The sequence below is a fragment of the Actinomadura syzygii genome (assembly GCF_008085905.1).
GTDB classification, from domain to species: domain Bacteria; phylum Actinomycetota; class Actinomycetes; order Streptosporangiales; family Streptosporangiaceae; genus Spirillospora; species Spirillospora syzygii.
Genome location: NZ_VSFF01000007.1, coordinates 491,418 through 518,352, shown reverse-complemented (window position 1 = coordinate 518,352; position 26,935 = coordinate 491,418). Strand labels below are relative to the sequence as shown.

Below are 26,935 nucleotides of genomic sequence, written 5' to 3'. Positions count from 1 at the left end.
AAAGTCGCAGCGAGACATGATTCATATCACGACATCGGGCAGTGGCTGACACTTGGTTCGGGGTCGGCGGGTGGCTACACTTCGCACATGACCGCGACCGCCCCCGAGACCGGCGCAGCCTGTCTGGGTACCCAGCCCCAGGGCCGGCGCGAGCGCAAGAAGCAGCGCACCCGCGAGGCCCTCGTCGACGCGGCGTTCGCCCTCTTCGCCGAGAAGGGGTTCGACGCCACCACCGTCGAGGAGATCGCCGACGCCGTCGACGTCTCGTCCCGGACGTTCTTCCGCTACTTCTCCTCGAAGGAGGACGTCGCGCTCACCTTCCAGGAGGAGCAGATGGGCGCCGTCTTCGCGGCGCTGCGGGAGCGTCCGGCGGACGAGCCGATCATGACGGCGCTGCGCCGGACGGTCGTCGGCATCGCCCGCGCCTGCGAGCGCGGCGAGCTCGGCTTCGACACCGAGCGCTTCGAGTGCATGCTGACGATGACGAGCGACAGCCCGGCCATGATGGCGCGCAGCATGGAGCACGCGCGCAAGAAGCAGACCCTGATGACCGAGGTCATCGCCGAGCGGCTCGGCCTCGACCCGGCCACCGAGCTGCTGCCGCACATCATCGCCGCCGCCGCGACGTGCGGGTTCCAGGCCGCGGCCGACGCCGTCCGGCACCACCCGGACGCGTTCGGTTCGCTCTCGGAGACCATGGACCAGGCGTTCGCCGTCCTGGAGGACGGCCTCAACCGTCCGCCGCGCGACCCGTCCTGACCCCGCCGGCCAGCGGGGACGCCGCCCGCGACCGGTGTGGGACGCGCCGCCGCGGGTACCCCCAGCGCGAGCGCACGGAGGGGGGACGCGGGCATGCCACCGAGACATCCCCGGCGGGACGCGCGCGGCGGCCACGACCTCGAGATCAACCCGATCTTCAGCCGGGAGCCGCTGACCGTCCCCCGCTACGCGCTGCCCGCCGGCGAGATGGAGCCGGGGACGGCGTACCAGATCGTCCACGACGAGCTGATGCTGGACGGCAACGCGCGGCTGAACCTCGCCACGTTCGTGTCCACCTGGGCGGAGCCCGAGGCGGGGACGCTGATGGCCGAGTGCGCCGCCAAGAACATGATCGACAAGGACGAGTACCCGCGGACGGCCGAGCTGGAGCTGCGCTGCGTCCACATGCTCGCCCGGCTCTGGCACGCCCCCGACCCGCGCCGCGCCGTCGGCTGCTCCACGACCGGGTCCAGCGAGGCGGCGATGCTCGGCGGGCTCGCGCTGAAGCGGCGCTGGCAGCACCGGCGGCGCGCGGCCGGGGAGCCGGTCGACCGGCCGAACATCGTCATGGGCGTGAACGTGCAGATCTGCTGGGAGAAGTTCGCCGACTACTTCGAGGTCGAGCCCCGGTACGTGCCGATGGAGGGCGACCGGTTCCACCTCGGCGCGCGCGAGGCCGTCGAGCTGTGCGACGAGAACACGATCGGGGTCGTCGCCGTCCTCGGGTCCACGTTCGACGGCAGCTACGAGCCGGTCGCCGAGATCGCGAAGGCGCTCGACGACCTGGAGCGGCGGACCGGCGTCGACGTCCCGATCCACGTGGACGGCGCGTCCGGCGCGATGGTCGCCCCGTTCCTCGACCCCGACCTGCGCTGGGACTTCCGGCTGCCGCGGGTCGCGTCGGTCAACACGTCCGGGCACAAGTACGGGCTGGTCATGCCCGGCGTCGGCTGGGCGGTGTGGCGGGACGAGAGCGCCCTCCCCGAAGACCTCGTCTTCCGCGTGAACTACCTCGGCGGGGACATGCCGACCTTCGCGCTGAACTTCTCCCGCCCCGGCGCGCAGGTCGTCGCGCAGTACTACAACTTCCTGCGGCTCGGCTTCGCCGGGTATCAGCGCGTGCAGCGGACGTGCCGGGACACCGCCGTCCGGCTCGCGTCCGCGATCGGCACGCTCGGCCCGTTCGCGCTGCTCACCGACGGCGCCGACCTCCCCGTGTTCGCGTTCCGGGTGAAGGACGGCGACGCCCCGTTCAACGTGTTCGACGTGTCCGCGGCGCTGCGCGAGCGGGGCTGGCTCGTCCCCGCCTACACGTTCCCCGCGAACCGCACCGACCTCGAAGTGCTGCGCGTCGTCGTCCGCAACGGGTTCAGCCACGACCTCGCCGACATGCTCCTGGACGACCTGCGCCGCGTCGTGCCCCGGCTGGAGGCGCAGCGCGAGCCGCAGCACGACGCGGCCGCGGACGCGGGCTTCGCGCACGGCACCGAGCCGAAGCGGACCCCGGTCGGCAGGAAGAAGGACGTCAGCGAGGGGCCCGCGGGAGGCCGAGGCCGATCATCGCGATCAGCTCGCGCTGGACCTCGTTGACGCCGCCGCCGAACGTCAGCACGAGCGCGCCCTTCGCCAGCCGGTCGGCGGCCTCGGCGAACCGGGCGGTCTCCGGGTCGCCGGGGTCGCCGAACCGGGCGAGGACGTCCCCGACGATCCGGCCGACCTCCTGCACCCGCTCCGAGGCGTAGACCTTGGTGGCGGACGCGTCCGGCGCGCCCAGCCAGCCGAGGTCCTGGTTCGCCGCGACCTGCCAGTTGAGCAGCTCGTTCACGCGCAGGTAGGCGTACACGCGGGCGACCGCGCGGCGGACGGCGGGCTCCTCGATCAGCGGCCGCCCGTCCGGGCGCCCGGTGGTGCGCGCCCAGCGGTCGAGCCGGACGTGCACGTGCCCGATGTTGCCCGCCGGGCCGAGCGTGACCCGCTCGTGGTTGAGCTGGTTGACGATGAGGTCCCAGCCCTTGTTCTCCTCGCCGATCAGCATGTCCGCCGGGACGCGGACGTCCTGGAAGTACGTCGCGTTGGTGTGGTGGCGGCCGTCCATCGTGGTGATCGGCGTCCAGGAGAAGCCGGGGTCCCGGCAGTCGACGATGAACATCGAGATGCCCTTGTGCTTCTTCGCGTCCGGGTCGGTGCGGGCGGCGAGCCACACGTAGTCGCTGGTGTGCGCGCCGGACGTGAAGACCTTCTGGCCGTTGACGACGTAGTCGCCGCCGTCCCGGACGGCGGCGGTGCGCAGCGCGGCGAGGTCGGTGCCCGCGCCCGGCTCGCTGTAGCCGACCGCGAAGTGGCACTCGCCCGCGAGGATGCGCGGGATGAAGAACTCCTTGTGGGCGTCCGAGCCGTACTGGAGGATCGTCGGCGCGACCGAGTTCAGCGTGATCAGCGGATAGGTGACCTCCGCGCGGGCGATCTCGTTCGCGAAGATCGTCTGCTCGACCGGGCCGTAGCCCCGGCCGCCGTACTCCCCGGGCAGCGCGACGCCGAGCATGCCGTCGCGTCCGAGCCGCTTGCAGTGCTCCAGGTACTCGGGGCCGAACGGGTCGTCCAGGATGGCGGCGCGCTGCTCCTCGGTGAGGCAGTTCTCGAAGTACTCGCGCAACTCGGCCTGGAGCTTCTTCTGCTCGCCGCTCAAGTCGATGAACATCACGCCCTGCCTTTCCGGGGAGCGGGAGCGGAGGCGGCGAGGAGGTCGCCGAGTGAGTCGAGGGGGTCGTCCGCGCCGCCGAGCAGGTGCGCGTACTGCTTGCCCCAGGCGAAGTGGCGGTGCAGCGGGTAGGTGACGTCCAGGCCGATGCCGCCGTGCAGGTGCTGGCACGTGTAGAGGGCCTTCACGACGGGGTCGCAGGCGTTGTACGCGGCGACGGCGAGGACCTCGTCGGTGTCGGGCGCGCCTTCGGCGAGGCGCCACGCGCCCGCCCAGACGGCCACGTCCAGGGCGCGTTTGGCGATGTAGACGTCGCCGATCTGCATCGTGACGGCCTGGAACTGCGCGAGCGCCCGGCCGAACTGCTCCCGCGTCTTGACGTACTCCTTGGTCAGCTCAAGCGCGCCGTCGATCACACCGGACGCTACGGCCACCGCTCCGGCGACGGCGGTGCGGCGCAGCGTGTCCCAGGCTTCGCCGTCCGCGCTGCCGCCGAGCAGGGCGTCCGAGCCGACCCGAACGCCGTCGAGCGCGACCCTGGACAGCGGCTCGGACGTCGCGGACGGCTGCGGAGTGATCGTCGCAGCGGCGGGCTCGACGAGGAACACGCCGACGCCCGCTCCGTCGACGCGGGCCGGGACGAGGATGCGAGCCGCCTCCCGCGCGTACGGCACGAACGTCTTCACGCCGTCGAGGACGAAGCCCGCGCCGTTGCGGCGTGCGGTCGCCGCGACCCGTCCGGTGGGACCGACTTCGCGGTACGCACCGGTCAGGACGATCTCGCCCGCCGCCAGCGGGGCCAGCAGCGCGCGTTGCGCGGGGGTGCCGTGCCGTCCGAGCGGGACGCCCGCGAGCGCCAGCGAGGCGTACAGCGGGACGGGTGCCACCCGCGCGCCCGCCTCCCGTAGGACGACCGCCAGTTCGACCGGGCCGAGGCCCGCGCCGCCCGCGTCCTCCGGCAGGACGGCCCCGAGCAGCCCGGCCCCCGCAAGTCCCCGCCAGGTCGCGGCGTCGTACGGGGCGCCGTCCCGCTCGAACGCCTCCAGCCGCTCGGGCGCCGCCTCGCGGGCGAGCACGCCCGCGGCGAGGCCCTGGAGCTCCCGCTGGGTCTCGTCGAGGTTGAAGTCCACTGCGCCGCTCTCCTCCCGGACCGTCCCACCGAGCTGAAAGTAGAACAGATTCTAGTAAGTGTCCAGGGGCGTGATCGTTTGCGCGCGCGACGAGATTCACCTAGCGAGTCAGGGTTCTTGACGGGAGACCGGCACACGCGACGCGCCATTGCGGCAGCGGATCAGATAACACGTTCTCGTGCTGGTTGTATCCTTGGGGGACGCGCCGGGCGACCGCGCCCGCGGAGAAGGGACCGACCGTGACCGCAGAGCCGACGGCGACCGGGGACGAGACCCGGAGTCAGCCCGCGGGCGGAGCGTCCGGCCCGCCCGGCCAGGGCGTGCGCTCCCGCAGCCAGCACCAGCGGCGCAAGCGTATCGTCCAGGCCGCGGCGGCGCTGGCGTCGCGCGGCGGCATCGAGGCGATGCAGATGCGCACCGTGTCCGAGCGGGCCGGGGTCGCGCTCGGCACGCTCTACCGGTACTTCCCGTCCAAGATGGACCTGGTCGTCGCCGTCGTCAGCGAGGAGCTCGACCTCCTCGAAGGCAGCATCGACCGCCGCCCGCCCCGCGCGGGCGACGCGCCGCAGCGCGCCGTCGAGGTGCTGATGCGCGCGACCCGCGGGCTGATGCGCGAGCCCGAGCTGGCCGAGGCGCTGATCCGGTCGCTGCTCCTCTCCGACGTCAAGACCGACTTCGGCGAGCGGATGACCGGGCTGCTGCTGCGCGCCGCCGCGACCGGCGACCCGGCCGCCGTCCCCGCCGACGACCCGCGCCGCCTCGTCGCCCGCGCGCTGGCGGGCATCTGGACCATGGAGATGATCGAGATGCTGCGCGGCAACGCCACCGCCGAGGAGATCCAGGCGCGGCTGGAGATCTCCGCCGCGCGCCTGCTCATCGACGCCTGACCAGCGCCCGCCGTCGTCGCAGCTCAGGGCCGTTCGATGGGAACGGAATCCACACTGAAAAACCACTTGAGTGCGATCGATTGTCGGTTGACGCCCAGGTGGTCCACTATTTCGAACATCGGGGTGACCCCCTCCCATTTCTCCCCACCCCCTGGAGAGCCCGCATGGCACGAGAAAGCACCATGTCGGGCATCGTGGCCGCGTCCAGCCTCGCGGTGGCGCCGGTGACCCCGGCCCACGCGGGGTCGTACGGCCCGCCCGCGCCGAAGCGCCTGGCACACGCGGCGCCCGTCCCCAGCTCGGCGGACGCCGTTCAGAGGCAACCGAAGGCGTCGCCCGGCTCGAAGCTCGGCGACACCCTGGTCGAGAGCCGCGCATACAGCGGCTGGGGCTAGTACACGTTCGGGTTCAGCCGCCCCTGAGGACCGCCCCCGGTCGCCCCTCCCCAATTGGGCGGCCGGGGTGCTTTCCATGTGGCCCGTACACCTTCCGGACTAGCCTTGGACGCGACAACCGCCAGGACCGAGAAGGTGTGCCAGTGACCGAGCAGGAACCGATCCTCAGCGACGGGGTCATCATCGAGTTCGTCGATGGCAAGGACGTCCCCGTCCAGCACAAGGACTTCGGTGAGCGGGCCGTCGTCATGCGCGACGCCAAGAACCCCGAGGGCCCGATCCTCTACTTCACCGAGGCCGAGTGGGACGCCTTCATTGCCGGCGTCAAGGACGGCGAGTTCGACGACCTCCTCGAAGACCCCACCGAAGCCCCCTGACCGCCAAAAACGCGCCCCCGACCCAACGGCCGGGGGCGCGTTCACGTACCTGCGCTGACGCTCAGTCGAACAGCTCGTCGACGGACTCCACCGTGGCGGCGCGAGCGAGCCACGCGGTGACCTGCTGCTCCTCCGTGCAGCCCAGGATCCGCTCGCGCGCCTCGTCGGACACTTCGATCCCGCGCGACTCCAGCACGATCAGCAGCCCCTTGGCCTCACCCTCCGTCTTTCCCTCGGCCCGGCCGATGGCCTGGTTGCGGCGGGCGAAGTCGCTTTTGAACTCGTAGTCGGCGATTCCCGTGGCCACGAACTCCTCCAGGATGTGGCGCGCCGCCGTCGGCAGCGCTTCGAGGACAAGGTCAGTGTACAAGTGAGCGTGTTCGTGGCCCGCGCTCTCGATGGTGGCGAGGGCCGCGTAGGTGATCTCCAGCTCCTCCTTCGTGGCGGGCGTGACGTCGAGCAGCCTCGACAGGACGGCCAGTTCGGGCATCTGGGTGGCCTGGTCGGGGGTGGTGACGAGAGGTCCCATACCCGGGCCGATGACGAGGGGGGTCAGGGTGAAGCCCGGGTGGCCGATCTCGATCGGTTTCCGCGCCCACTCGGCCACCGAGCGGCGGTGGCAGAAGACCACCAGGTAGCACGGGCACTGGGTTCTGGCCCTCTGGGTGGTGAGGTAGACGGGCCAGGAGCCGCGTTTGCGCGGGTCCTTTCTTCGTTGGGTCTCGGCGACGACGGCGACGGTCGGGTTCGACGAGTCGGCCCTGTACATCTCCACCACGTTGTCGGCGCGATAGGCGGCGGGGGCTATCTGGGTGAACTCCTCCGAGGTGGTCTTGATGATGAGGTCGTCGGGGATCCGGATGTCGAACGCGGTGTGCAAGATCTGGGCGATGACCTCCGGGTTGTCACGGATGATCTGGATTGGTCCTTCGTGTGCGACGGTGACCATGCACGGAACGTTACTTTGCCGTCACTGTTAGATACCGTCACTATCCAATGACTCTCCGTGTGATGATGGTCACTCTTTGTTAATACGTATGTTTGGTGAGAGTGCGCCAGCGGGTGGCGAGGGTCTCTTCGGCGGCGGGGGTCAGGTGGCCGTGGAGGCGGAGGCGGGCCAGGCCGCCGTCCGGGTGGATGTCCAGGCGGACGTGGGTTACCTCGGGCGTCGAGAGGCGGAAGCGGTGCCGGGCGTCGGGGACGAGGGCCGTGCGCGGGAGCAGCGGTCGCCACGCGGACGGGTCGTCCACCGAGGACGTGCGAGCGTCCAGGCCGTGCAGGGCGGCCTCGGCCGGGGCGTTGTGCTTGAGGTTCGTGGTGTCGAGTTCGGCGAGGCGGATCGTGCCGGGGGCGGCGAGGCGGATCACCGCCCAGTCGTTGCCGCCGTCGCGGCGGCGGGCCGTCTCCCAGCCCTCGGACTGGTCGCGGGCGAGGCCGGGGAACAGCATGTTGTCGGGCGCGGAGTAGAACATGTCCGAGCAGGCGACGACGCGGGCGCCGTTCTCCAGGGCGGCGAGGTCGACAGTGAGGCCGGTGAGGAGGCGCGGGTCGGGGACGACGTCGCCGTGGACGCGGAGCCGCGCGACGCCGCCGTCCGGGTGGATGTTCAGCCGGACGTGCGTGAACAGCCGCTCCACGCTGATCGGGAAGGTGTGCGCGGTGTCGCCGTCCAGGGGGCTCTTCGGGACGATCTCCACCCAGCGGGCGCCGGACAGGTCGGCGGACGGCCCGTCCACGAAGCAGGCGTCCACCGAGGCGTGCGGCGGGTAGTTGCCCTTGAACCAGGCGGTGTCGATCACGACGCCGCGGACGACGCCCGGCAGGCCGAGCCGGACGAGCGCCCAGTCGTGCCCCGGCCCCCGGCGGCGCGCGGTCTCCCAGCCGTCGTAGACCTGGCCCTTCGGCCCGAACGTCGCCGGGGTGAAGGCGGGCGCCCACGGGTTGAGAAGGTTCTCCTTCTCGGCGAACGACTCGTCGCTGGCGGCGGCGACCGAGCCGCCGAGGGTCCGGACGGCGAGGTCGGGCAGGGCGGTGAAGTCGGTCATCGGGGCTCCGCGGTGAGGAGGCGTCCGGCGGGCGGGCCGCCAGTGCGGCGTCCGCGCAGCCACGTGGCCTGGACGACGCCGGTCAGCGTCCGTCCCGCGTAGGGGGTTACGGGATGGCGGTGGCTGAGCGCGGCCGGGTCGACGGTGAACGTCTCGTCGGCGGCGAACGCGACAAAGTCGGCGTCGTTGCCGGGGACGGTCGCGCCCTTGCCGGGGACGGCGGCCAGCGCGGCGGGGCCCTCGGCCATCCAGCGGACGACGGCGGCGAGGCCGTGGCCGCGTTCTCGGGCCGCCGTCCAGACGGCGGGCAGGCCAAGTTGAAGCGACGAGATCCCTCCCCACGCGGTGGCGAAGTCGCCGCGCTTCAGGTCGGGCGCGCAGGGCGAGTGGTCGGTGACGACGCAGGAGATGACGCCGGACGCGAGGCCGTCCCAAAGGCGTTCGCGGTTGGCGGCGTCGCGGATGGGCGGGCAGCACTTGAAGGCCGTCCCGGTGGCATCGTCGGCGGAGAGGGTCAGGTAGTGGGGGCAGGTCTCGGCGGTGACGGGAAGGCCGTCCGCCTGGGCTTTCGCCAGGACGTCCAGGCAGTCGGCGGCCGACAGGTGCAGGATGTGCGCACGTACTCCGGTCTCCTCCGCCAGCCGCACGACCTGTTCGACGGCGGCCCGCTCGGCTGACGGCGGACGCGACGCCAGGAAGTCCGCGTACCGGCCGCCGGACGGCGCCGACAGCGACCCCGGGTCCTCGGTGTGGACGATGACGAGCCCGCCGAACGAGGCGATCTCCCGGAACGCGGCGCGCATCCCGGCGGCGTCGAGCGGCGGGAATTCCGGCACGCCGGAGTCGGACGTGAAGCACTTGAACCCGAAGACGCCCAGCTCGTGCAGCGGACGAAGCGAGGCGAGGTTCCCGGGGACGGCCCCGCCCCAGAACCCGACGTCCACCGCGCAGACCCCTTCGGCCGCAGAGCGCTTGGCGGCGAGCGCGGGCGGGTCGACGGTGGGCGGCAGCGCGTTGAGCGGCATGTCGATCAGCGTCGTGACGCCTCCGGACGCGGCGGCGCGCGTCGCTGTCGCGAACCCCTCCCATTCGGTGCGGCCGGGCTCGTTGATGTGGACGTGCGTGTCGACCAGGCCGGGCAGCAGCGCCGCATCGCCGAGATCGACAATGGCAGCGGCGGGTGGGGCCGCGTCGAACGGCGAGACGGCGGTGATCCGTCCGTCCGCGACGGAGACGGCGGCGGGACGTTCACCGTCCGGCAGCACGGCCCGCCGCGACCGGATCACGAGATCGTCCACGTCAAGCCCCGTGCACGATGTGCTCGGGACGGACCGGGACCCGGTTCAGCGCCCGCCCGGTCGCGTCCCGGATCGCGGCGACGATCGCGGGCGTGGAGGACAGCGTCGGCGGCTCCCCCGCGCCGCGCAGCCCGTACGGCGCGTTCGGGTCGGGGATCTCCAGGATGTCGAGCCGCATCGGCGGCATGTCCAGGATGGTGGGAATGAGGTAGTCGGTGAAGGACGGGTTGCGGACGAGCCCGTCCGCCACCACGATCTCCTCCATCACGGCGAGGCCGAGGCCCTGCGCGGAACCGCCGTGGATCTGCCCCTCCACCCCGGTCCGGTTGATGATCTTGCCGACGTCCTGGACGGCGGCCAGCTCGACGACCTTGACCAGCCCGAGGTCCACGTCGACGTCGACGACCGCGCGGTGGACGCACAGCGCGAGCTGCACGTGGCTGCGCCCCTGCCCGGTGACCGGGTCCATCGGCACGGTCGGCCGGTGCCGGTACTCGCGGGTCTCCTCGATGACGGCGTCTCCGAGGACGTCCTCGATCGTGCCGAGCGCGCCGTCCGCCCGCGACACGACCTTCCCGCCGGCGACGCTCAGGTCGGCGCGGCCCAGGCGGCGCGCGGCGAGGGCGAGCAGCTCCGCGCGGACCGCCTCGCAGGCCGCCTTGACCGCGCCGCCCGACATGTACGACTGGCGGGACGCGCTGGACGACCCGGCGTCGCCGACCTGGTTGTCGGCGGGCGCGATGGTGACCTTCTGGACGCCGAGCTCCGTCCGCGCGACCTGCGCCTGGATCGTGACGAGCCCCTGCCCGACCTCGGCGGCGGCGGTGTGCACGAGCGCGGTCGCCTCCCCGCCGATGACCTCCAGCCGGACGCGCGCCGTCGAGTAGTCGTCGAACCCCTCGGAGAAGCAGATGTTCTTGAGCCCGACGCCGTATCCGACGCCCCGCGCGACGCCCTCGCCGTGCGTCGCCTGCGACACCCCGCCCGGCAGGTTCCGCAGGTCGGACGGGTCGAGCGGCGGCGGCTCCGGGACCGCCGCCAGCCGGGCCAGCATCGCGGCGAGCGGTGCGGGCGACTCGACGACCTGCCCGGTCGCGAGCCGCGACCCCTGCGACACGGCGTTGCGGCGGCGGATCTCCAGCGGTCCGAGCCCGCAGGCGGCGCCGAGCTTGTCCATCATCGACTCGTAGGCGAAGCACGCCTGGACGGCCCCGAACCCGCGCATCGCACCGCACGGCGGGTTGTTGGTGTACACACCGTAGGCGTCGATGCGAATATTCGGAATCTCGTACGGCCCGACCCCGAGCGAGGCCGCGTTTCCGACGACGTTCTTCGTGGACGATGTGTACGCACCGCCGTCCAGCACGATTTCGACGTCGGCGTAGAGGAGGCGCCCGTCGGCGTCGGCGCCGTACTCGTACCGCATCTGCGCGGGATGCCGGTGGACGTGCCCGAAGAACGACTCGTACCGGTTGTACGACATCTTCACCGGACGCCCGGTGTGCAGCGCGAGCATCCCGGCGTGGATCTGCATCGACAGGTCTTCGCGTCCGCCGAACGCGCCGCCCACACCCGCCAAGGTCATGTGGATCTGGTCGGCGGAGAGCCCGAGGCAGGGCGCGATCTGCTTGAGGTCGTTGTGGATCCACTGCGTCGAGACGTACAGGTCGACGCCGCCGTCCTCGGACGGGACGGCCAGCCCGGCCTCCGGCCCGAGGAACGCCTGGTCCTGGATGCCGACCTCGTACTCGCCCGACACGACGACCGCCGCTTCGGCTCTCGCCGCGTCCACGTCCCCGACCCGGACGGGCTGGTACCGGGTGATGCCGCCCAGCCGCTGGACCTTCAGCCCCTCCGGGTCGGCGACCACGGCGCGCGCATCGGTGACCGGCTCAAGCGCCTCGTAGCCGACGACGATCTTCTCCAGTGCGTACCGCGCGGTCTCCGGATCGTCGGCGGCGACGATCGCGACCGGCTCGCCCTGGTATCTGACCTGGTCGATCGCCAGGACGGGCTGGTCCTCGGTCCCGTCGATGCCGAACATCGCGCGGCCGGGGACGTCCTCGTGCGTCAGCACCGCGCGGACGCCGGGCACGGCCAGCGCCGGGCCGATGTCGACCGACCGGATCAGCGCGCGGGCGTGCGGGCTGCGGAGCGTCGCGCCCCACAGCATGCCGTCCATCCACAGGTCGGAGGCGTAGGCGAACTCCCCGGCGACCTTGAGCGTGCCGTCCGGGCGGAGCGGGCTCTCCCCGACCCCGCCGATGCCCGGCGCGGCGACGTGACCGGGGGTCCGCACCGGCGACGCCATGTCAGAGCACCTCCTCGGCCAGCCGCATGAGGCGGCGGTGGGCGTCGGCGCCGCGCCGCCCGGCCTCGTCCTGCGGGACGGTGACGAGCGTGTCGGCGTCCACGACCGTCCGGCCGCCGACGAGGAGGCGGGCGAGCGGCGGCGTCGGGCCGAACGCGAACGCGACGACGGGGTCGTCGACGGCGGCGCGGAAGCCGTCCACGCGCCAGAGCGCGACGTCGGCGAGCTTGCCGGGTTCGAGGGTGCCGAGGTCGGCGTCCCGGCCGAGGCAGCGGGCGCCGCCGAGCGTCGCCATCTCCAGCGCCTGCCGGGCGGTCAGCGCGGTCGGCCCGTACCGGGCTCGCTGCAGGTAGATCGCCTGCCGCAGCTCCCCGGCGAGCGGGACGAACTCCGCCGACGCCGGGCCGTCCACGCCGAGCCCGACCGTCGCGCCCTCCTTCAGCAGGTCCGCGACGCGGGCGATCCCGGCGCCGAGGCGGGCGTTGGAGCTCGGGCAGTGCGCCGTGCCGGTGCCGGTCTCGGCGAGCCGTTTGACGTCGGTGTCGCGCAGGTGGACGCAGTGCGCGAGCCACACGTCCGGGCCGAGCCAGCCGATCGAGTCCATGTACTCGGCCGGGGTCATGCCGAACTGCTCCGTCGTGTGCTCCTCCTCGTCGAGCGTCTCGGCGAGGTGGGTGTGCAGCCGGACGCCCTTGGCGCGCGCCAGCCGCGCGGACTCGACCATCAGCTCGCGCGTGACGGAGAACGGCGAGCACGGCGCGACGCCGACGCGCAGCATCGAGCCGGGCGACGGGTCGTGGTAGCGGTCGATCGCCGCCTCCGTCTCGGCGAGGACCGTGTCGAGGTCCTCCACGACCTCGTCTGGGGGGAGGCCACCCTGCGACTCGCCCCGGTCCATCGACCCCCGGCACGGGTGGAACCGGACGCCGACCTCCCGCGCCGCCTCGATCCCGGCCGCGAACAGGTCGCCGCGCCCCTTCGGGAACAGGTAGTGGTGGTCGGCGGACGTCGTGCACCCCGACTTGGCGAGCCACCCGAGGCCCGCCGTCGCCGCGCCCGCGACGACCTCGGCGTCCATCTTCGACCACGGCTTGTAAAGCGTGGTCAGCCAGTCGAAGAGGGTGCTGTCGACGGCCATGCCCTGGCTCGCCCACTGGTAGAGGTGGTGGTGCGTGTTGACGAGCCCGGGTGTGGCGAGGCATCCGGCGCCGTCGATGCGCTCCCCGTCCTGGACGGGCGCCTTGCCGGAACCGACGGCCGTGATGCGATCGCCCTCGATGACGATGTGGCCATCCGGGTACTCGTCCCCGGAGACAGTGACCACGTGCGCGTTCTCAATGATCACCGGGCCCTGCCTTTCTGGGGGACGACCCCCCGACCCCCGCGGGCGACCCGATGATCCTCGCTTCGCTGCGGTCATCGGGTCGCCTTCCGCTCTGCGGCCAGGCGGACCGCGTCGAGGATCTTCTCGTAGCCGGTGCAGCGGCACAGGTTGCCCGCGAGCGCCTCGCGGATCTCCGCGTCGGTCGGCGCGGGGTTGCGTTCGAGCAGGTCGTGCGACTGGACGATCAGCCCCGGCGTGCAGAACCCGCACTGCACGGCCCCCGCCTCCGCGAACGCCTCCTGGACGGGGTCGAGCCGCTCGTCGCCGGGCGCCCCCTCGGCCAGGCCCTCGACGGTGCGGACCTCGCGGCCCTCCGCCTGCCCGGCCGCGACCAGGCACGCGCAGACCGGGACGCCGTCCAGGTAGACCGTGCAGGAGCCGCATTCGCCCTGCTCACAAGCGTTCTTCGAGCCCGGCAGGCCCATCCGCTCGCGGAGCGTGTAGAGCAGGCTCTCGCCCTCCCACACGTCGTCCACGGCTTGGGCGGCGCCGTTGACGGTGAGGTTCACGCGCATCGGCGGGCCTCCTTCCGGTGGTCGTTCCAGGCCCAGGTGAGCGTCCGGCGCGCGAGGACGGCCAGGGCGTGCGCGCGGTAGGCGCCCGTCCCGCGCACGTCGTCGATCGGCGCGGACGCGGCCGCGACCAGCTCGCCGAACCGCCGCCGGGCCGGTTCGGGGAGCGGGCCGCAGCCGTCCCAGTCGAGTTCGGCGGAGATGAACTCCTCGGCCGCGGGCGCGCGGCGCGGGGTCGGGGCGGCGGAGCCGAGGCCCGTCCCGACCCGCCGCTCCGCCGGGTGCAGCGCGATCGCGAACGAGCACACGGCGATCACCATCGCGTTCCGGGTGCCGATCTTGGCGAAGTACTGCGGGCCGGACGCGGGCGCCGTCCAGAACGCGCGGATCAGCTCGTCCGGCGCGAGGGCGTTGCGCTTCACGCCGGTGAAGAACTCGGCGGCCGGGATCATCCGGACGCCGCGCGCCGCCGACTCCGCCTCGACCACCGCGCCCCCGGCCAGCAGCGGCGGGTGGGCGTCCCCGGCGGGCGAGGCCGCGCCGAGGTTGCCGCCGACCGTGCCCCGGTTGCGGATCTGCGGCGACCCGACCGTCCGGGACGCCTGCGCGAGGCCGGGCAGCCGCGCGCCCAGCTCGTTGATCAGCCGCGCGTAGGTGACGCCCGCGCCGACGCGGAACCGGCCGTCCGCCGTGTCCCAGTCGCCGAGCGCACCGATCCGGGTCAGGTCGAGCAGCGCCGCCGGACGACGCGCGGCGAAGTTGATCTCAACCATGACGTCGGTGCCGCCCTGGACGGGCAGCGCGTCCGGCAGCTCCGCCTTGGCGGCGAGCGCGTCGTCCCAGGTGGCGGGTCGTAGGAAGTCCATGGCCCCCTCAGTTCCAGGCGGACGGGTCGGCGGGCGCGTCGTCGGTGAGCACCGTGCCCTCGATGAGGCCGTACGGTCGGTCCGCCGCGAAGTAGACCTCGTTGTCGTTGTCCATGCCGAACGGCTCCAGATCGACCAGGAAATGGTGCCTGTTGGGCATCGAGAGCCGTATTTCGCAGATCCCCGCGCATTCGTCGAGTACACGGCGGCCCATCGCGTAAAGGGTCTGCTGGAGGGAGAGGCTGTAGGTCTCAGCGAACGCGCGCAGCAGGCGGTCGCGGGCGGCGCGGTGGGAGTCGTCCCAGGCGGCGGTGGTTCCGCGGTGGCGCCAGTGGGCGGTCACGGCGGTCGCGAGCATCCGGTCGTCGGTGGGTTCGAGCGTCGTGTACTGGTCCTGGACGAAACCATGGAATTCGCTGTCGGTCGTGTTGAGGACGACCATGTCCCGTAGCCCCGACACGACCGACTCCGCGCCGCCCTCGCCGTCGCTGTGCACCAGCGCCGTCCGCGTCTCCCCGCCCTTCCGGACGAACGAATGCCCGCCCTCGATCCGCTCCCACGCGAATTCGTGGATCTCTACGCGGGCGTGGTGGATCGTCGGTTGCGAGTCCACGAAATGCCGCGCGAGGAGGAGCCCGAATTCCTCGATGGTCGCGATCCCGTGCTTCTTCGCGAACGCGAACACGGTGTTCTTCTGGCTGTCGGTCGGCAGGACGGCCGCGTTGTCGCCGCTCAGATGGGCCTCGTCCATCGCGCCCGAGAGGGAGATGCTGACGTTGACGTCCTTGACGTGGTGGACGCCGCCGTCCCTGGTGACGCGGACGACCCGCGTCTCCGCCTTCCCGTAGCGGTTGGGGCCGAGAACAATCGCCATCGCCGCTAGCTCCCTCGATACGTCGAATAGGCGAACGGGCTGATCAGCAGTGGCACGTGCAGATGCCCTTCCGGATCGGTGACGGTGAAGGCCACCGCGACCTCGGGATAGAACTCCGACAGCCCGGCGGTGTCGAACACCAGCCGGTGAATTCCGGTGCCCGGCTCGGCGTCCCATTCCCTGATCCGGCCGTCCGCGTCGGTGCGCGCCTCGGCGAGGGGCGTCCAGCCGCCGTCCTCGGCGCGGCGCTCCAGCCGGACGGCGATCCCCGCCGCAGGCAGCCCCTTGGCCGCGTCCAGCACGTGCGTCGAAAGACTCACGTGTCCTCCCCCGCAAGCTTCGCGAGCCGTAGATCGACGATTCCGGCCAGTTCCCGCCGGACGGCCGCGTGTTCGGTCTCCGTGTCGTTGCCGAGGCGTTCGCGCAGGCAGGCGAGCATCTCGTCGGCCGTGCGGCCGGTGGCGCGGATCAAGAACACGTGGCCGAAGCGGTCCTCGTAGGCACGGTTCCCGGCGGCGAGCGCGGCACGCACGTCCGGCGCGGCCCCGTCCATCCCGGCCTGCTCGGCGCGCGACCAGCCCGCCGCACGGCCGCCGACGCGCGGGTGCGCGGCGAGCGCCTCCTCGACGTCGGCCCAGGTCAGCTCGTCCAGTGCGGCGGCGCCCGCCGCGCGCAGGTCGGCCGGTCCCGCGTACGAGCGGCCCGCGACCGCCGCGACCCACCGGCGCGACGCGCAGCACGCGGACAGCTCCGCCTCCGTGAACACCACCCGTTCATCCCTCATCGCATGCAGTACACACAGCCGTCCGGGCGCGGGTCGAGACGCAGGACGTCCGAACTGTGACCTCCGCCCGCCGTTCCCTTTTGTAGGTTTCTCCATATGAGGCTGCGTGCCCTGCTCGCGATGCCCGGACTGCGGCTGGAGGTCGTGACCGGGGCGGACGAGCTGGACCGGCCGATCCGCTGGGTCGTCACCACCGACCTGCTCGACCCCGGCCGCTACCTGCGCGGCGGGGAACTCGTCCTCACCGGGCTCGTGTGGCGGACGGGCCCCGCCGACTCGGAGACGTTCGTCCGGGCGCTCGCGGGCGCGGGCGTGTCCGGCCTCGCCGCGTGGGACCTCGCGCTCGGCGCCATCCCGGACGACCTGGTCGAGGCGTGCCGCCGCCACCGCCTGCCGCTGTTCAAGGTCTCCGAGGACGTGGCGTTCGCGACGATCACCGAGGAGGTCGTCCGGCTGCTGTCGCGCGCCCGCGCCGCCGACCTCGCGGACGTCCTGGACCGGCACCGCCGCCTCGTCGAGGGGACGGGCCTCGACGCCGTCCTCGACCTGGTCGGGCACTGCCACGTCCTGGCCGCCACCGGGCGGGTCGTGGCCGGGCCGCGGCCGCCCGACCCGGCGGGCCTCGCACGGGCGTTCCTCGCCGCGCCGCGCCTGCCGCACCACGTGCGCGCCCACGACCTGTCGCTCGTCCCGGTCGCGGACGGGCCGCGCGCCGCGGACTGGTTCGTCGCCTCCGAGGGCGACGCCGCCGACTGGCCCGCCGAGCGCCGCACGCTGATCTCCGAACTGGCCGCGATCGTCGCGCTGGAACGGTCGCGGCTGAGCATGGACGCCCGGGTCGCGCAGGAGGTCGTGACCGCGGCGGCCACCGGCGACGCGCCGCCCCTGGAACGCGCCGGGCTGGACCCCGGCTCCGGCTTCGTCGCGGTCGCCGCGTCGGGCGGGCTCGGCCCGGACGACCTGCGCGCCGTGCTCGTCGAGATCCTCTCCGGCTCACGTCCGGCGGTGGGGTTCCTGGACGGCGAGGCCATGGCGCTGGTGCCGTCCGGGGGACGCGACGTCGCGGCCGACGTCCGGGACGGCCTCGACGCCCTCGCCCCCGGCCTGCCCGCCGCCGGGATCGCGGCCGGGATCAGCGACGTCGTGCCCGCCGCCGGGCTGCGCGGCGCGGTGGAGGAGGCCCGCTACGCGCGGCGGCTCGCGGCCACCCGGCCGGGGCCGGTGCGGGTCGTCCGGCACGACGAGCTGGCCACGCACGTGCTGCTGCTGGCGAGCGTCCCGGACGATGTCCGGCGGATGTTCCGGCGCCGCCTCCTCGGCCCGCTGAACGCCTACGACCGGACGCACGGCGCCGATCTCGTCCGGACGCTGGAGACGTTCCTGCGCTGCTCCGGCTCGTGGACGCGCTGCGCCGCCGAGCTGCACCTGCACGTCAACTCCGTCCGCTACCGGATCCGGCGGATCGAGGAGCTGACCGGCCGCGACCTGTCCCGCCCGGAGGACCGGGTCGACTTCTTCCTGGCCCTCCAGGTCGGCTGACCCAGCCGGTCAGGACGTGTGCCGCAGCAGTGCCGGGACGACCTCGTCCCACACCCGGCGCGGCAGCTCGTTCCCGGTGCCGGGCAGCGTGAGCAGCTCGGCCCCGGGGATCTCGGCGGCGAGGGCGCGGCCGTTGCCGAGCGGGAAGAACGGGTCGTCCTCGCCGTGGACCACCAGGGTCGGCGCGGTGATCTCACCGAGCCGCTCCCGCCAGCGCGGCCCGGCGTCGAGCGCGGCGAAAGCGGTCGCCATCTGGTTCGCGCGGTGCGCCTTGCCGGGGTCGCCGGGCACGGGCGTCCGGTCGCAGATCCGCTCGATGTTCTTCCGCACCTCGGCCTCGTCGAAGGACGGCCCGGCGAGGTGCCGCGCGCTCTCCACCATGAACGCGACCACGGACGCCCGGTCGCCCCAGTCGACCTTGGGCGGGTTCATAATGTGGGCCATCAGCTCGGGCGCGTGCTCGGGCAGGTCGGCGTCGGCGGGGCCGGGCGCGGTGGAACGGGTCCCGACCAGCGTGAGGGTGCGGACGCGGGACGGGTGGTCCAGGGCGAGGAGCTGGGCGATCCAGCCGCCGACCCCGAACCCCGCGACGTGCGCGGACGGCAGCCCGTGCGCGTCGAGGACCCCGGCCGCGTCCGCGACGAGGTCGCGCAGCGTGTAGCCGGGGGCCTCGGGATCAACGGTCGCGGACCGCCCCGTGTCACGCAGGTCGTACCTGACGACGAGCCTGCGCAGCGCGGCGAGGCGCGCGCAGAACCCGTCCGGCCAGGTGAGCATGGTGTTGCCGATGAGCAGGACGGGGGCGTCGGCGGCGTCCCCGAACGTCTCGGCGCACAGCTCCACCCCGTTGGCCTCGATGATTCTCTCCATACGGGTGCAGACCACGCTGGCGCCCGGAACTCATCCCTCCATGTCGGCGAGTTTCTTCAGTTCCGCCACGATCGTCTCCTCCGCCGCCGCCTTGTCGACGCCCGCCTCGGACAGGACGCCCGTGCCGTCCTCGTACTCCAGCAGGGCGAGGACGAGGTGCTCCGTCCCGATGTAGTTGTGGCCGAGGCGCAGGGCCTCGCGGAACGTCAGTTCCAGGACCTTCTTCGCGGCCTGGTCGAAGGGGACCATCTCCGGGACGTCCTCGACCTCGGGCGGGAGCGCGGCGGTCGCGACCTGGCGGACGGTGTCCAGCAGGACGCCCTGCGCGGTGATCGCCTTGGGGCCGATCGCGGTCGGGTGGCCGAGCAGCGCGAGGACCAGGTGCGCGGGCGTGATCTGCGCGTTCCCGGCGGCGTGCGCCTCGTTCATCGACCCCATGACCACCTCGCGGGCGCGGGCGGTGTAGCGGGAGAAGCCCTGCGACGGGTCCAGGTCCGAGGTCTCGCCCTTCGGGACGAACCGCTTCTGCGCGGCCTGCTTGCTCACGCCCATGCTCTTGCCGATGTCCGTCCAGGACGCCCCGGACCGGCGGGCCTGGTCGACGAAGTGGCCGATGAGGTGGTCGGCGACCTCGCCCAGGTGCTCGGCGGCGAGCACGGCGCTGGTGAGCTGTTCGAGCGCGTCGGAGTGGACCTTCTTGATCGTGTTGATCAGGTCGTCCAGGCGGAGCTGGACGGGCTGCGCGGGTCCGCTGGATTCGGTGGATTCGGTGGATTCCGTCATGCGTCAACCATAGGTTGACGCCTCTCGATCGTCAACCCGAGGTTGACGATTACCAGTCCACCGCTCCGGCGAACGACGTGGGCGCCGGGTCGTAGCCGAGGACCGTCCTCGCCGCCGTGATGTCGAGCGTGCGCTCCAAGGCCAGGTGGCCGACCGCGTAGCGGGTGAGGCGCGGCGGGTCGGGACGGCGCGCGAGCAGGAACACGCCTTCCGTGACGGCCGCGAGCGGCCGGGCGATCCCGGCGGGCACGTACAAGGGGCGCGCCCGGACGCCCCGCTCGCGGAGGATCTCCCGGAGCGCGTCGTCGATCGTCACCGGGGCCGCGTCCGCGACGTTGAAGACGCCCGAGTCCACCGGCCCGGTCGCGGCGAGCAGGCAGGCGCGGGCGAGGTTGCCGACGGAGGTGAGGCTGACGCGCTGGCGCCCTGTCCCGGCGGCGGGCAGGACCGGGCCGCGCACCGCCGCCAGGACGCGCGGCAGCAGCGTCGTGTCGCCCGGCCCGTACACCGCGTGCGGCCGCAGCACGACCGCGCCGCGCGCCGCGGCGGCCCGCTCCGCGGCGGCCTTCGACGCGGCGTAGGCGGTCGGGTAGCGGGCGACCGGCGCCTCGTCCTCGGCGGCGAGCACGCTCGGCCGGGACGGATCGTACACGCTGGCCGTGCTGACGTGCACGAACCGCGCGCCGGGGAACGACGCGAGCGCATGCCGGGTGCCGGTCAGGTTGGCGGCGAACATCCCGGCGGGCGGGCCCCAGTCGGTGACGCTCCCCGCGCAGTGGATCACCGCGTCCACGTTCGGCGCGTCGCGGAGCGGGCCGCGCGTCAGATCCCACGAACGGTAGGCGGCGCCTCCGACATGCGCCGGGTCCACGGCCGGACGGCGGCCGAACGCGAACGCCGTGACGCCCTCGGCGGCGAGCGCCCGGCACACCGTCCCGCCGACGAACCCGGACGCCCCGGTCACCGCGATCCTCACAGTCGCACCAGCTCGCGGAGGCGGTCGCGGTCGAGTTTTCGGGTGCGGCCAGAGCGGGGCAGGGCGTCCAGGACGACGATCCGGTCCGGGAGGGCGTCGTGGTCGATGACGCCGGGGAGGGCGCGATGGAGCCGGTCCGGCAGGTCGCCGGAGTCGCTCACTGCCAGGGGGACGACGGCGAGGACGACCTCCTCGTCCCCGGTCCGCGGGTCGGGGACGCCGACGATCGCCGCCTCCGCGACGCCGGGCAGAGCGGCGATCGACGGCTCGTACAGGCCGGGGTACAGGTTGAACTTGCCGCGGATCAGCATGTCCTTCTTGCGTCCGGTGAGGACGAGTCGGCCGCCGTCCAGCCGGGCGAGGTCGCCGGTCGGCAGCTCGGGCAGCGGATCGGCGCCGAGGTGGCCGCGGCACAGGTTCGGGCCGGACAGCAGGAGTTCGCCGTCGTCCGCGAGCCGCGCGCCGACGCCGGGCAGCAACGCGCCGACCGGGTCGCCGGGGCCGGTGTGCGCGAGCTTCTCCTCCGCCGACGCGATCGCCACCGGCAGGATCTCCGTCATCGCGTACACCGACAGGACCTCCGCGAACGGCGCGGCCCGCAGCGCCCGGCGCAGGATCGCGGCGGGCGCGGGCGCGGCCCCGAGCAGCACGTACCGCAGCGACTCGGGCAACTGGGGCACGGCGTCCAGGATCTCCGCGAGATGGACGGGAACGCAGAAGGTGTGCGTCGCGCCCCGCTCCTCCAAAAGCCGCGCGAACTCGGCGGGCGGGCAGGACATCGGCGGCATCGACCAGCGCGCGCCCGCGATCAGCGTCGGCAGCCCGAGCATGAGCTGGTCGGTGTGGACGACGTCGCCGGGCCCGAGCGGCAGCCGCGTCCGGAACAGGTCGAGCGCCGCCGCGAGCGACGCCTGCGTGTGGACGACGGCGCGCGGCGCGGCCGTCGTCCCCGACGTGAAGATCACGGCGGCGGGCGCGTCGGGGTCGGAGTCGCGGTCCGGCTCCGGCGCGGGGCCGCGCGCCAGCCGCGCGAACGGCAGCGCGCCGCGCGGCACGCCGGGGAGACGGCGCCCGACGTACACGTGCCGCATGGCGTCCTCGTCCGGTCCCCGCAGCGCGGCGAGGTTCGGGAGCAGCAGCCCGCGCCGCCGCGCGTACGCCCGGACGGGCCGCAGCCGGCTGCCCGCGTAGAGCACCGACTCGGCCGCCGACCAGCGCGGACGCGCCAGCCGCAGCCGCGCGGCGAACATCTCGGGCCCGGCCCCCGGGTCGGCGAACACGACCACGCCCCCGGCCGCGACCACGCCGAGCGCCAGCACGAGCGCCTCCGGCGACGGCCGCACGGAGAACAGCACCGCGTCACCGGGCGCGAGACCCCGCGCCAGCAGCCCGTGCCGGACGGCCAGCACCTGCCGCCGCAGTTCGCCGTAGGTGAGCCGCGTTCCGTCCCCGGAGACGAGCGCGACGGCGCGCGGCGTCCGCGCCCCCTGGTCGAGCAACCGCCGGACGAGCGTCACGCGGCCCCCTTCCGCACGACCAGTTCCCGGTAGGTCGGGATGAGGACGCCGCGTGCCGCCGCGCGACGGGTGACGACGAGGGGCGCGGCGGCGAGGAGCGTCCGGGCGACCCGCCGGATCTCGGCCATGGCCAGCGGATACCCGATGCAGAAGTGCGGCCCCGCGCCGAACCACAGCCGCCGCAGCTCCGGCGGGTGCGGACGGTCGAGGTCGAACGGCCCGAGCGCGCGGCAGCAGTTGTGCGTCGCGATCAGCACCCGCTCCCCCGGCCGGACCGCCACGCCGCCGACCGCCGCCGGACGGTGCACGCTCCGCAGCATCACCGGCGTCGGCGTCGCGACCCGCATCGCCTCCTCGACCGCCCGGTCGAGCAGGCTCGGCTCGGCGGCCACGCGGGCGAGCTGCCCGTGGTCGATGAGCAGGGCGAACAGGCGGGGCAGCAGCGTCGCGACGGTCTCGGTGCCGGTCAGGAAGAACGCTCCGGCGGCGCCGCGCGCCTCGTCCTCGGACAGGCCGAGGGCCCGCATGCGTCCCATCACCGTGGACTCGTCGCCCGCCGCGTACGCCTTAGCCGCGATGTCGCCCAGCGGGTCGAGCACCGCGCGGGCCTTCCGCACCTGCGGCGGGGAGAGCCGCCGCGTCCGCAGCGACACCGAAGACACGACGCGCTCGCCCTGCTCGAACAGGTCGCGGTAGGAGGCATCGGTCCGCGCGTCCAGGCCGATGACCTCGCCGATCACGGCGCCCGCCATGACGCGGGCGGCGTCCACGAGGTCGACGCCGCCGCCGCTGAGCCGGCCCGCGAGCCGGTCGAGCGGCTCGTCCAGGACGCGGGCGCACAGCGCCTCGGTGTACGACGGGACGAACAGCTCGGTGAGCCGCCGCCGCAGCGCCCGGTGCGCGTCCCCCTCCATGTTGAGCAGGACGGACGGCCCCAGCACCGGCGTCCACAGCTCGCCGGGCGAGCCGGGCCCGTCCTTGCGGAAGGTCTCGCCGTCCATGAGGATCCCGCGCGCCAGCGAGGCGTCGTTGACGACGACCCCGACCCCCGGCACGCGGACGATCGGCCCGCGCCGGGCCGCCGCGCGCAGCAGCGGGTACGCGAACGGATGCGCGGCCAGGTAGAGGCGGCGCTCCCAGTCCGGGGGCGTCACCGGATGTCCACGACGGGCGGGCGGTAGCGGTGGTCGGCGTACCAGCCGAGTGTCCTGACCAGGCCGTACGCCCGCAGCCGCCGCACCGAGCCGTAGACGGTGACGTCGTCGCGCAGGCCGTAGGCGCCGGTCACGTAGCGGACGCGGTTGACCAGCGCGCGGTCCTCGTGGACGTCCTCGATCCGCGTGCGCGGGAACCCGCCCGACCGCTTGTACAGGTCGGCGGTGATGGCGAGGTTGCAGCCCGGCATCATCACGTACGGGCCGAGGTAGAGCGGGTCTTGGTTGCCGGGACGGAACCGGCCGAACAGCGCGGCGACCCGGATCACGGCGGGCAGCAGGCGGCGCTCCCAGAACTTCAGCGGGAACTCGTCCGTCCGGGGCAGCAGCGGGCCCGACACCAGCTCAAGCCCGTCGCCGAACGCGCGCTTCACCGCCGCGACCCAGCCCGGGTCCGGGAGGCAGTCGGCGTCGGTGCGCGCCACGTGCGTCGCCCCGGCGGCGATCGCGTGCCGGACGCCGGTGTCGGCGGCGGCGCCCGTCCCCTTCTCCGGCTCACCGACGATCCGCACGTCGAACGGAACGTCCCCGGCGGCGAACTCCTTGACCACCCGCGCCGTCCCGTCCGTGCTGCCGTTGTCGACGACGACCAGCGTGAACGCCGTGTCGGTCTGCTCGGCGAGGCGGCGCAGCGTCGCGCCGATCGAGCGCTCCTCGTCGTAGGCGGGGACGACGACCCACAGGCGCATGCTCACAGCTCCGCGAACACGACGCCGAGGCTGACGCCGCCCGCCAGCCCGATCAGCGCGACGCGGTCGCCGGGGCCGCAGCGCCGGTCCGCGCGGGCGGCGGCGAGCTGGAGCGGCAGGCTCGCCGACGCCGTGTTGCCGTGCTCGGGCAGCGTCACGACGAGCCGGTCGGCCGGGACGCCGAGGACCGTCCGCAGCAGCTCCAGATACGGCACCGTCACCTGGTGGACGGCGACGACGGCGAAGTCGTCCCAGGTCAGGCCGGTCTTGTGCAGCGCGGTCGTGAAGATCTCCGCGCCCGCCGCGAGGAACACGTCGCGGAGCCGCCGCCCGTCCCCGCTGAAGTAGGTGGCGTCGAGGTCGCGGGGACGCATCGAGCCGCCCGCCGGGAGCGTTCCGACCGGCCAGGCGGTGGAGACGGCGGCGAAGTCGCGGTAGAAGATCCCGCCGTCCGGGGACGCCTCGACGAGCATCGCGGCCCCCGCGTCGGACAGCGTGTAGCCCGCGAAGGCGTCCGCGAACTGCGCCCGGTCGCGCACCTTCCACCGGACCGCGCGCGACGGGCTCTCCCCCGTGCACACCAGCACCCGCTCGTGCTGCCCGGTGCGGATCAGCGCGTCCGCCACCTGCAATCCGTTGAGGAAGCTGTTGCAGGCGTTCTTGACGTCGAACACCGGGCAGGTCGCGCCGAGTTTCGCGGCGACGATGTGCGCGGTGGCGGGCTCGATCAGGTCCTGTGACGCGGACGCGAAGACGATCAGGTCGAGGCCCTCGGGCCGCGTCCCGCGCTCGGCGAGCGCCCGCCGGGCCGCCGCGGCGGCGAGGTCGGACGCCTGCTCGCCGTCCGCCATGACGTGCCGCGCCCGGATCCCGGTCATCCGCTCGACGATCGTCGGACGCGGCCGGTAGCCGCCGCTCTCGGCCGCGACCCGCGCCTCGACCTCGGCGCTGGTGACCGTCCGCGCGGGCAGGTGCGCCGCGACGGCGGTGATGCGGGCCCTCATGGCCGGGCTTTCATGGCTGGGGCTTTCATGGCTGGGCTCTCCCCGGTTCCTCGTGCTCCGTGGACGGCCAGCCTCGCCGACCCGCGACGCCCCGGACAGGGCGACCCTACGGAACCGAGGTCGGGCGTTGTACCCGACTTTGCCGTGAGTACTACCACTCATCCCATATGAGGCATTGCACCCGGTCAGGGCGGATACGGCTAGACCTCCGGGATGGCCGACGGGGACGGCTTCGCGGTCGTCGGCGCGGGCGACGGCGGCGTGTCGGTGATCGTCGGGACGACCGGGCGCACCGGCTGCTCGTCCCGCGCCGCCGAGTTCCACCACCACAGCGCGAACGAGATCGCGAACAGCACGAGCAGGCCGCCGACCAGCTGGACCACGGCCCGGCGGTAGCTCGGGTCGCGGTCGCGGCGGCCGCGGCGGCCGCGGCGGCGCCGCCGGAATCGGCCGCCGCCGCCGAGCCCGGTGCGGCGCGCGGCCCGGCGGGAGCGGCGCCGCTCGCGCCTGCTCGGCGGCCGGGCCCGTTCGAGCGCGGACGGCTCGGTGAACGCGGCGCTCCGGACGAAATCGTCGTCGAACACGGGCTCGTCGAAGTCTGCGGCCATGAGGGTCTCCGGCGCGGGGGGCGGTCAGGATCCCCAGGCTAGTCGACGCTCCGGACGGTTCCTCCGGCCCGTGCGCTCCGGGGCCTCTTCCGTCCTGCTCTCCGGGACCGGGGCCGCCGCGCGGACCGGGCGCGGGCTACGGTCGAAGCTGAATCGCGTTCTAGAAGGAGACCGCATGGGAACCCCGGTGATCGTCGAGGCGGTGCGCACGCCGCTCGGGAAGCGCGGCGGCGTGCTGGCCGGTCTGAAGCCGATGGCCGTCCTCGCGCACGCGCTGACCGCCGCCGTCGACCGCTCCGGCGTCGACGCCGCCGAGGTCGAGCAGGTCTTCGCGGGCTGCGTGACGCAGGCGGGCGAGCAGGGCGGGCACCTCGGCCGCTACGCCTGGCTGTACGCGGGCCTGCCCTGGCAGGCGGGCGTGACCACCCTCGACGCGCAGTGCGGGTCGTCGCAGCAGGCCGTCCACCTCGCGGCGGCCCAGATCGCGGCCGGGGTCGTGGACGTCGCCATCGGCTGCGGCGTCGAGGTGATGAGCCGTGCACCGCTCGGCAGCAACGTGCTGCCCGCGAACCCGCGTCCGGACGACTGGTCGATCGACATGCCGAACCAGTTCGAGGCCGCCGAGCGGATCGCCGCCCGGCGCGGCGTCACCCGTGCCGACCTCGACGCGTTCGGCGCCCGCTCGCAGCAGCTCGCCGCCAAGGCGTGGGCGGACGGCCGCTTCGACCGCGAGGTCGCCCCGATCACCGCGCCCGTCCTGGACGCCGAAGGCGACCCGACCGGCGAGACACGCGAAGTGACCCGCGACCAGGGGCTGCGGGAGACGACCGCCGAGGGGCTCGGCAAGCTCAAGCCCGTGCTCGGCCCCGAGGGGCTGCACACGGCGGGCACCTCGTCCCAGATCTCGGACGGGGCCGCCGCCGTCGTGCTGATGTCCGAGGAGAAGGCGCGCGCGCTCGGGCTGCGTCCCCGCGCCCGGATCAGGACGCAGGCGCTGGTCGGCGCCGAGCCGTACTACCACCTGGACGGCCCCGTCCAGGCGACCGAGCGCGTGCTCCAGCGGTCCGGGATGGCGATGGGCGACATCGACATCACCGAGATCAACGAGGCGTTCGCGTCGATCGTGCTGTCCTGGGCGTCCGTCCACGGGCCGGACATGGACCGCGTCAACGTCAACGGCGGCGCGATCGCGCTCGGCCACCCGGTCGGCGCCACCGGCGCGCGGCTGATCACGACCGCGCTGCACGAACTGGAGCGGCGCGACGCCGGGACCGCGCTGATCACCATGTGCGCGGGCGGCGCGCTGTCCACGGCCACCATCCTCGAACGGGTCTGACGCGCCGCGTCGCGATCCCGAAAGGGCCCAGGGGGACGCCCCCTGGGCCCCGTCCGCGCTCCGGGTATGGTCACCGGGG

27 protein-coding genes are annotated in these 26,935 nt (G+C 73.6%); 7 read left to right on the top strand and 20 right to left on the bottom strand.

What is annotated here, in order from left to right; all coding sequences use genetic code 11:
- The first annotated feature begins 87 nt into the window (after positions 1-87).
- Positions 88-759 (top strand): TetR family transcriptional regulator, encoded by a 672-nt coding sequence (locus FXF65_RS20305; protein ID WP_148351515.1) that lies wholly within the window; start codon positions 88-90, stop codon positions 757-759.
- Between the two features lie 93 nt (positions 760-852).
- On the top strand, positions 853-2,349 hold the full coding sequence (gene gad / locus FXF65_RS20300; protein ID WP_148351514.1) for a glutamate decarboxylase: 1,497 nt from the start codon (positions 853-855) through the stop codon (positions 2,347-2,349).
- Here gad and FXF65_RS20295 read toward each other — a convergent pair.
- A complete protein-coding gene (locus FXF65_RS20295; RefSeq protein ID WP_148351513.1) occupies positions 2,285-3,457 on the bottom strand; it encodes an acyl-CoA dehydrogenase family protein in 1,173 nt (390 codons plus the stop codon). The genes gad and FXF65_RS20295 overlap by 65 nt on opposite strands.
- Complete coding sequence (locus tag FXF65_RS20290; protein WP_148351512.1) at positions 3,457-4,587, bottom strand: acyl-CoA dehydrogenase family protein; 1,131 nt, start codon at positions 4,585-4,587, stop codon at positions 3,457-3,459. The genes FXF65_RS20295 and FXF65_RS20290 overlap by 1 nt, the downstream gene beginning before the upstream one ends.
- A 239-nt stretch (positions 4,588-4,826) precedes the next feature.
- Between FXF65_RS20290 and FXF65_RS20285 the strand changes: the two genes are divergently transcribed.
- The 3 genes from FXF65_RS20285 to FXF65_RS43840 all read left to right on the top strand — a co-directional run bounded on the left by FXF65_RS20285 (position 4,827) and on the right by FXF65_RS43840 (position 6,246).
- Positions 4,827-5,474 carry a TetR family transcriptional regulator gene (locus FXF65_RS20285; protein WP_378232198.1) on the top strand — a complete coding sequence of 216 codons (648 nt, stop codon included), beginning with the start codon at positions 4,827-4,829 and terminating at the stop codon, positions 5,472-5,474.
- 164 nt (positions 5,475-5,638) lie between these two features.
- Positions 5,639-5,869: a hypothetical protein gene (locus tag FXF65_RS20280; protein ID WP_148351511.1), complete on the top strand. Its 231-nt coding sequence runs from the start codon at positions 5,639-5,641 to the stop codon at positions 5,867-5,869.
- Between the two features lie 143 nt (positions 5,870-6,012).
- On the top strand, positions 6,013-6,246 hold the full coding sequence (locus FXF65_RS43840; RefSeq protein WP_187412408.1) for a DUF397 domain-containing protein: 234 nt from the start codon (positions 6,013-6,015) through the stop codon (positions 6,244-6,246).
- A 61-nt stretch (positions 6,247-6,307) separates the two neighbouring features.
- On the opposite strand, the gene FXF65_RS20270 is transcribed toward FXF65_RS43840, so the two are convergent.
- The 10 genes from FXF65_RS20270 to uraD form a co-directional block, all read right to left on the bottom strand.
- On the bottom strand, positions 6,308-7,195 hold the full coding sequence (locus FXF65_RS20270; protein WP_148351510.1) for a hypothetical protein: 888 nt from the start codon (positions 7,193-7,195) through the stop codon (positions 6,308-6,310).
- 79 nt (positions 7,196-7,274) lie between these two features.
- Positions 7,275-8,291 carry an allantoicase gene (alc, locus tag FXF65_RS20265; RefSeq protein WP_148351509.1) on the bottom strand — a complete coding sequence of 339 codons (1,017 nt, stop codon included), beginning with the start codon at positions 8,289-8,291 and terminating at the stop codon, positions 7,275-7,277.
- Entirely contained in the window at positions 8,288-9,589 is a 1,302-nt protein-coding gene (gene allB, locus FXF65_RS20260) for an allantoinase AllB (protein ID WP_148351508.1), read from the bottom strand. Before allB ends, alc begins: the two co-directional genes overlap by 4 nt.
- A 1-nt stretch (position 9,590) precedes the next feature.
- Positions 9,591-11,900, bottom strand: a complete 2,310-nt coding sequence (locus FXF65_RS20255; RefSeq protein WP_148351507.1) for a molybdopterin cofactor-binding domain-containing protein — start codon at positions 11,898-11,900, stop codon at positions 9,591-9,593.
- 1 nt (position 11,901) lies between these two features.
- Positions 11,902-13,245, bottom strand: a complete 1,344-nt coding sequence (locus FXF65_RS20250; RefSeq protein ID WP_246198962.1) for an 8-oxoguanine deaminase — start codon at positions 13,243-13,245, stop codon at positions 11,902-11,904.
- A gap of 71 nt (positions 13,246-13,316) precedes the next feature.
- On the bottom strand, positions 13,317-13,799 hold the full coding sequence (locus FXF65_RS20245; protein ID WP_148351506.1) for a (2Fe-2S)-binding protein: 483 nt from the start codon (positions 13,797-13,799) through the stop codon (positions 13,317-13,319).
- Positions 13,790-14,662, bottom strand: coding sequence for an FAD binding domain-containing protein (locus FXF65_RS20240; RefSeq protein WP_148351505.1), 873 nt, complete (start codon positions 14,660-14,662; stop codon positions 13,790-13,792). Before FXF65_RS20240 ends, FXF65_RS20245 begins: the two co-directional genes overlap by 10 nt.
- Positions 14,663-14,669: 7 nt before the next feature.
- A complete protein-coding gene (gene pucL / locus FXF65_RS20235; RefSeq protein WP_148351504.1) occupies positions 14,670-15,536 on the bottom strand; it encodes a factor-independent urate hydroxylase in 867 nt (288 codons plus the stop codon).
- 5 nt (positions 15,537-15,541) lie between these two features.
- Positions 15,542-15,856, bottom strand: a complete 315-nt coding sequence (gene uraH / locus FXF65_RS20230; protein ID WP_148351503.1) for a hydroxyisourate hydrolase — start codon at positions 15,854-15,856, stop codon at positions 15,542-15,544.
- Positions 15,853-16,320 carry a 2-oxo-4-hydroxy-4-carboxy-5-ureidoimidazoline decarboxylase gene (gene uraD, locus FXF65_RS20225; RefSeq protein ID WP_148351502.1) on the bottom strand — a complete coding sequence of 156 codons (468 nt, stop codon included), beginning with the start codon at positions 16,318-16,320 and terminating at the stop codon, positions 15,853-15,855. Before uraD ends, uraH begins: the two co-directional genes overlap by 4 nt.
- A 96-nt stretch (positions 16,321-16,416) precedes the next feature.
- Between uraD and FXF65_RS20220 the strand changes: the two genes are divergently transcribed.
- Positions 16,417-17,859: a PucR family transcriptional regulator gene (locus tag FXF65_RS20220; RefSeq protein ID WP_148351501.1), complete on the top strand. Its 1,443-nt coding sequence runs from the start codon at positions 16,417-16,419 to the stop codon at positions 17,857-17,859.
- Positions 17,860-17,868: 9 nt separating this feature from the next.
- Here FXF65_RS20220 and FXF65_RS20215 read toward each other — a convergent pair whose 3' ends face one another.
- From FXF65_RS20215 to FXF65_RS43835, 8 genes are all read right to left on the bottom strand, one after another.
- Positions 17,869-18,729, bottom strand: a complete 861-nt coding sequence (locus FXF65_RS20215) for an alpha/beta fold hydrolase (RefSeq protein ID WP_148351500.1) — start codon at positions 18,727-18,729, stop codon at positions 17,869-17,871.
- A gap of 30 nt (positions 18,730-18,759) precedes the next feature.
- Complete coding sequence (locus FXF65_RS20210) at positions 18,760-19,512, bottom strand: Clp protease N-terminal domain-containing protein (RefSeq protein WP_148351499.1); 753 nt, start codon at positions 19,510-19,512, stop codon at positions 18,760-18,762.
- Positions 19,513-19,561: 49 nt separating this feature from the next.
- A complete protein-coding gene (locus FXF65_RS20205; RefSeq protein ID WP_148351498.1) occupies positions 19,562-20,488 on the bottom strand; it encodes an NAD-dependent epimerase/dehydratase family protein in 927 nt (308 codons plus the stop codon).
- The gene (locus tag FXF65_RS20200; RefSeq protein WP_148351497.1) at positions 20,485-22,005 is read right to left on the bottom strand and encodes a class I adenylate-forming enzyme family protein; all 1,521 of its coding nucleotides are present in this window, start codon (positions 22,003-22,005) and stop codon (positions 20,485-20,487) included. The genes FXF65_RS20205 and FXF65_RS20200 overlap by 4 nt, the downstream gene beginning before the upstream one ends.
- Entirely contained in the window at positions 22,002-23,159 is a 1,158-nt protein-coding gene (locus tag FXF65_RS20195; protein ID WP_148351496.1) for a cytochrome P450, read from the bottom strand. The genes FXF65_RS20200 and FXF65_RS20195 overlap by 4 nt, the downstream gene beginning before the upstream one ends.
- Complete coding sequence (locus tag FXF65_RS20190) at positions 23,156-23,908, bottom strand: glycosyltransferase family 2 protein (RefSeq protein WP_148351616.1); 753 nt, start codon at positions 23,906-23,908, stop codon at positions 23,156-23,158. The genes FXF65_RS20195 and FXF65_RS20190 overlap by 4 nt, the downstream gene beginning before the upstream one ends.
- 2 nt (positions 23,909-23,910) lie before the next feature.
- Positions 23,911-24,912, bottom strand: a complete 1,002-nt coding sequence (locus FXF65_RS20185; protein WP_148351495.1) for a 3-oxoacyl-ACP synthase III family protein — start codon at positions 24,910-24,912, stop codon at positions 23,911-23,913.
- 200 nt (positions 24,913-25,112) lie between these two features.
- Positions 25,113-25,520, bottom strand: a complete 408-nt coding sequence (locus tag FXF65_RS43835; protein ID WP_187412406.1) for a hypothetical protein — start codon at positions 25,518-25,520, stop codon at positions 25,113-25,115.
- 175 nt (positions 25,521-25,695) lie between these two features.
- On the opposite strand from FXF65_RS43835, the gene FXF65_RS20175 reads away from it, so the two are divergent.
- Positions 25,696-26,856 carry a steroid 3-ketoacyl-CoA thiolase gene (locus tag FXF65_RS20175; protein WP_148351494.1) on the top strand — a complete coding sequence of 387 codons (1,161 nt, stop codon included), beginning with the start codon at positions 25,696-25,698 and terminating at the stop codon, positions 26,854-26,856.
- Positions 26,857-26,935 lie beyond the last annotated feature (79 nt).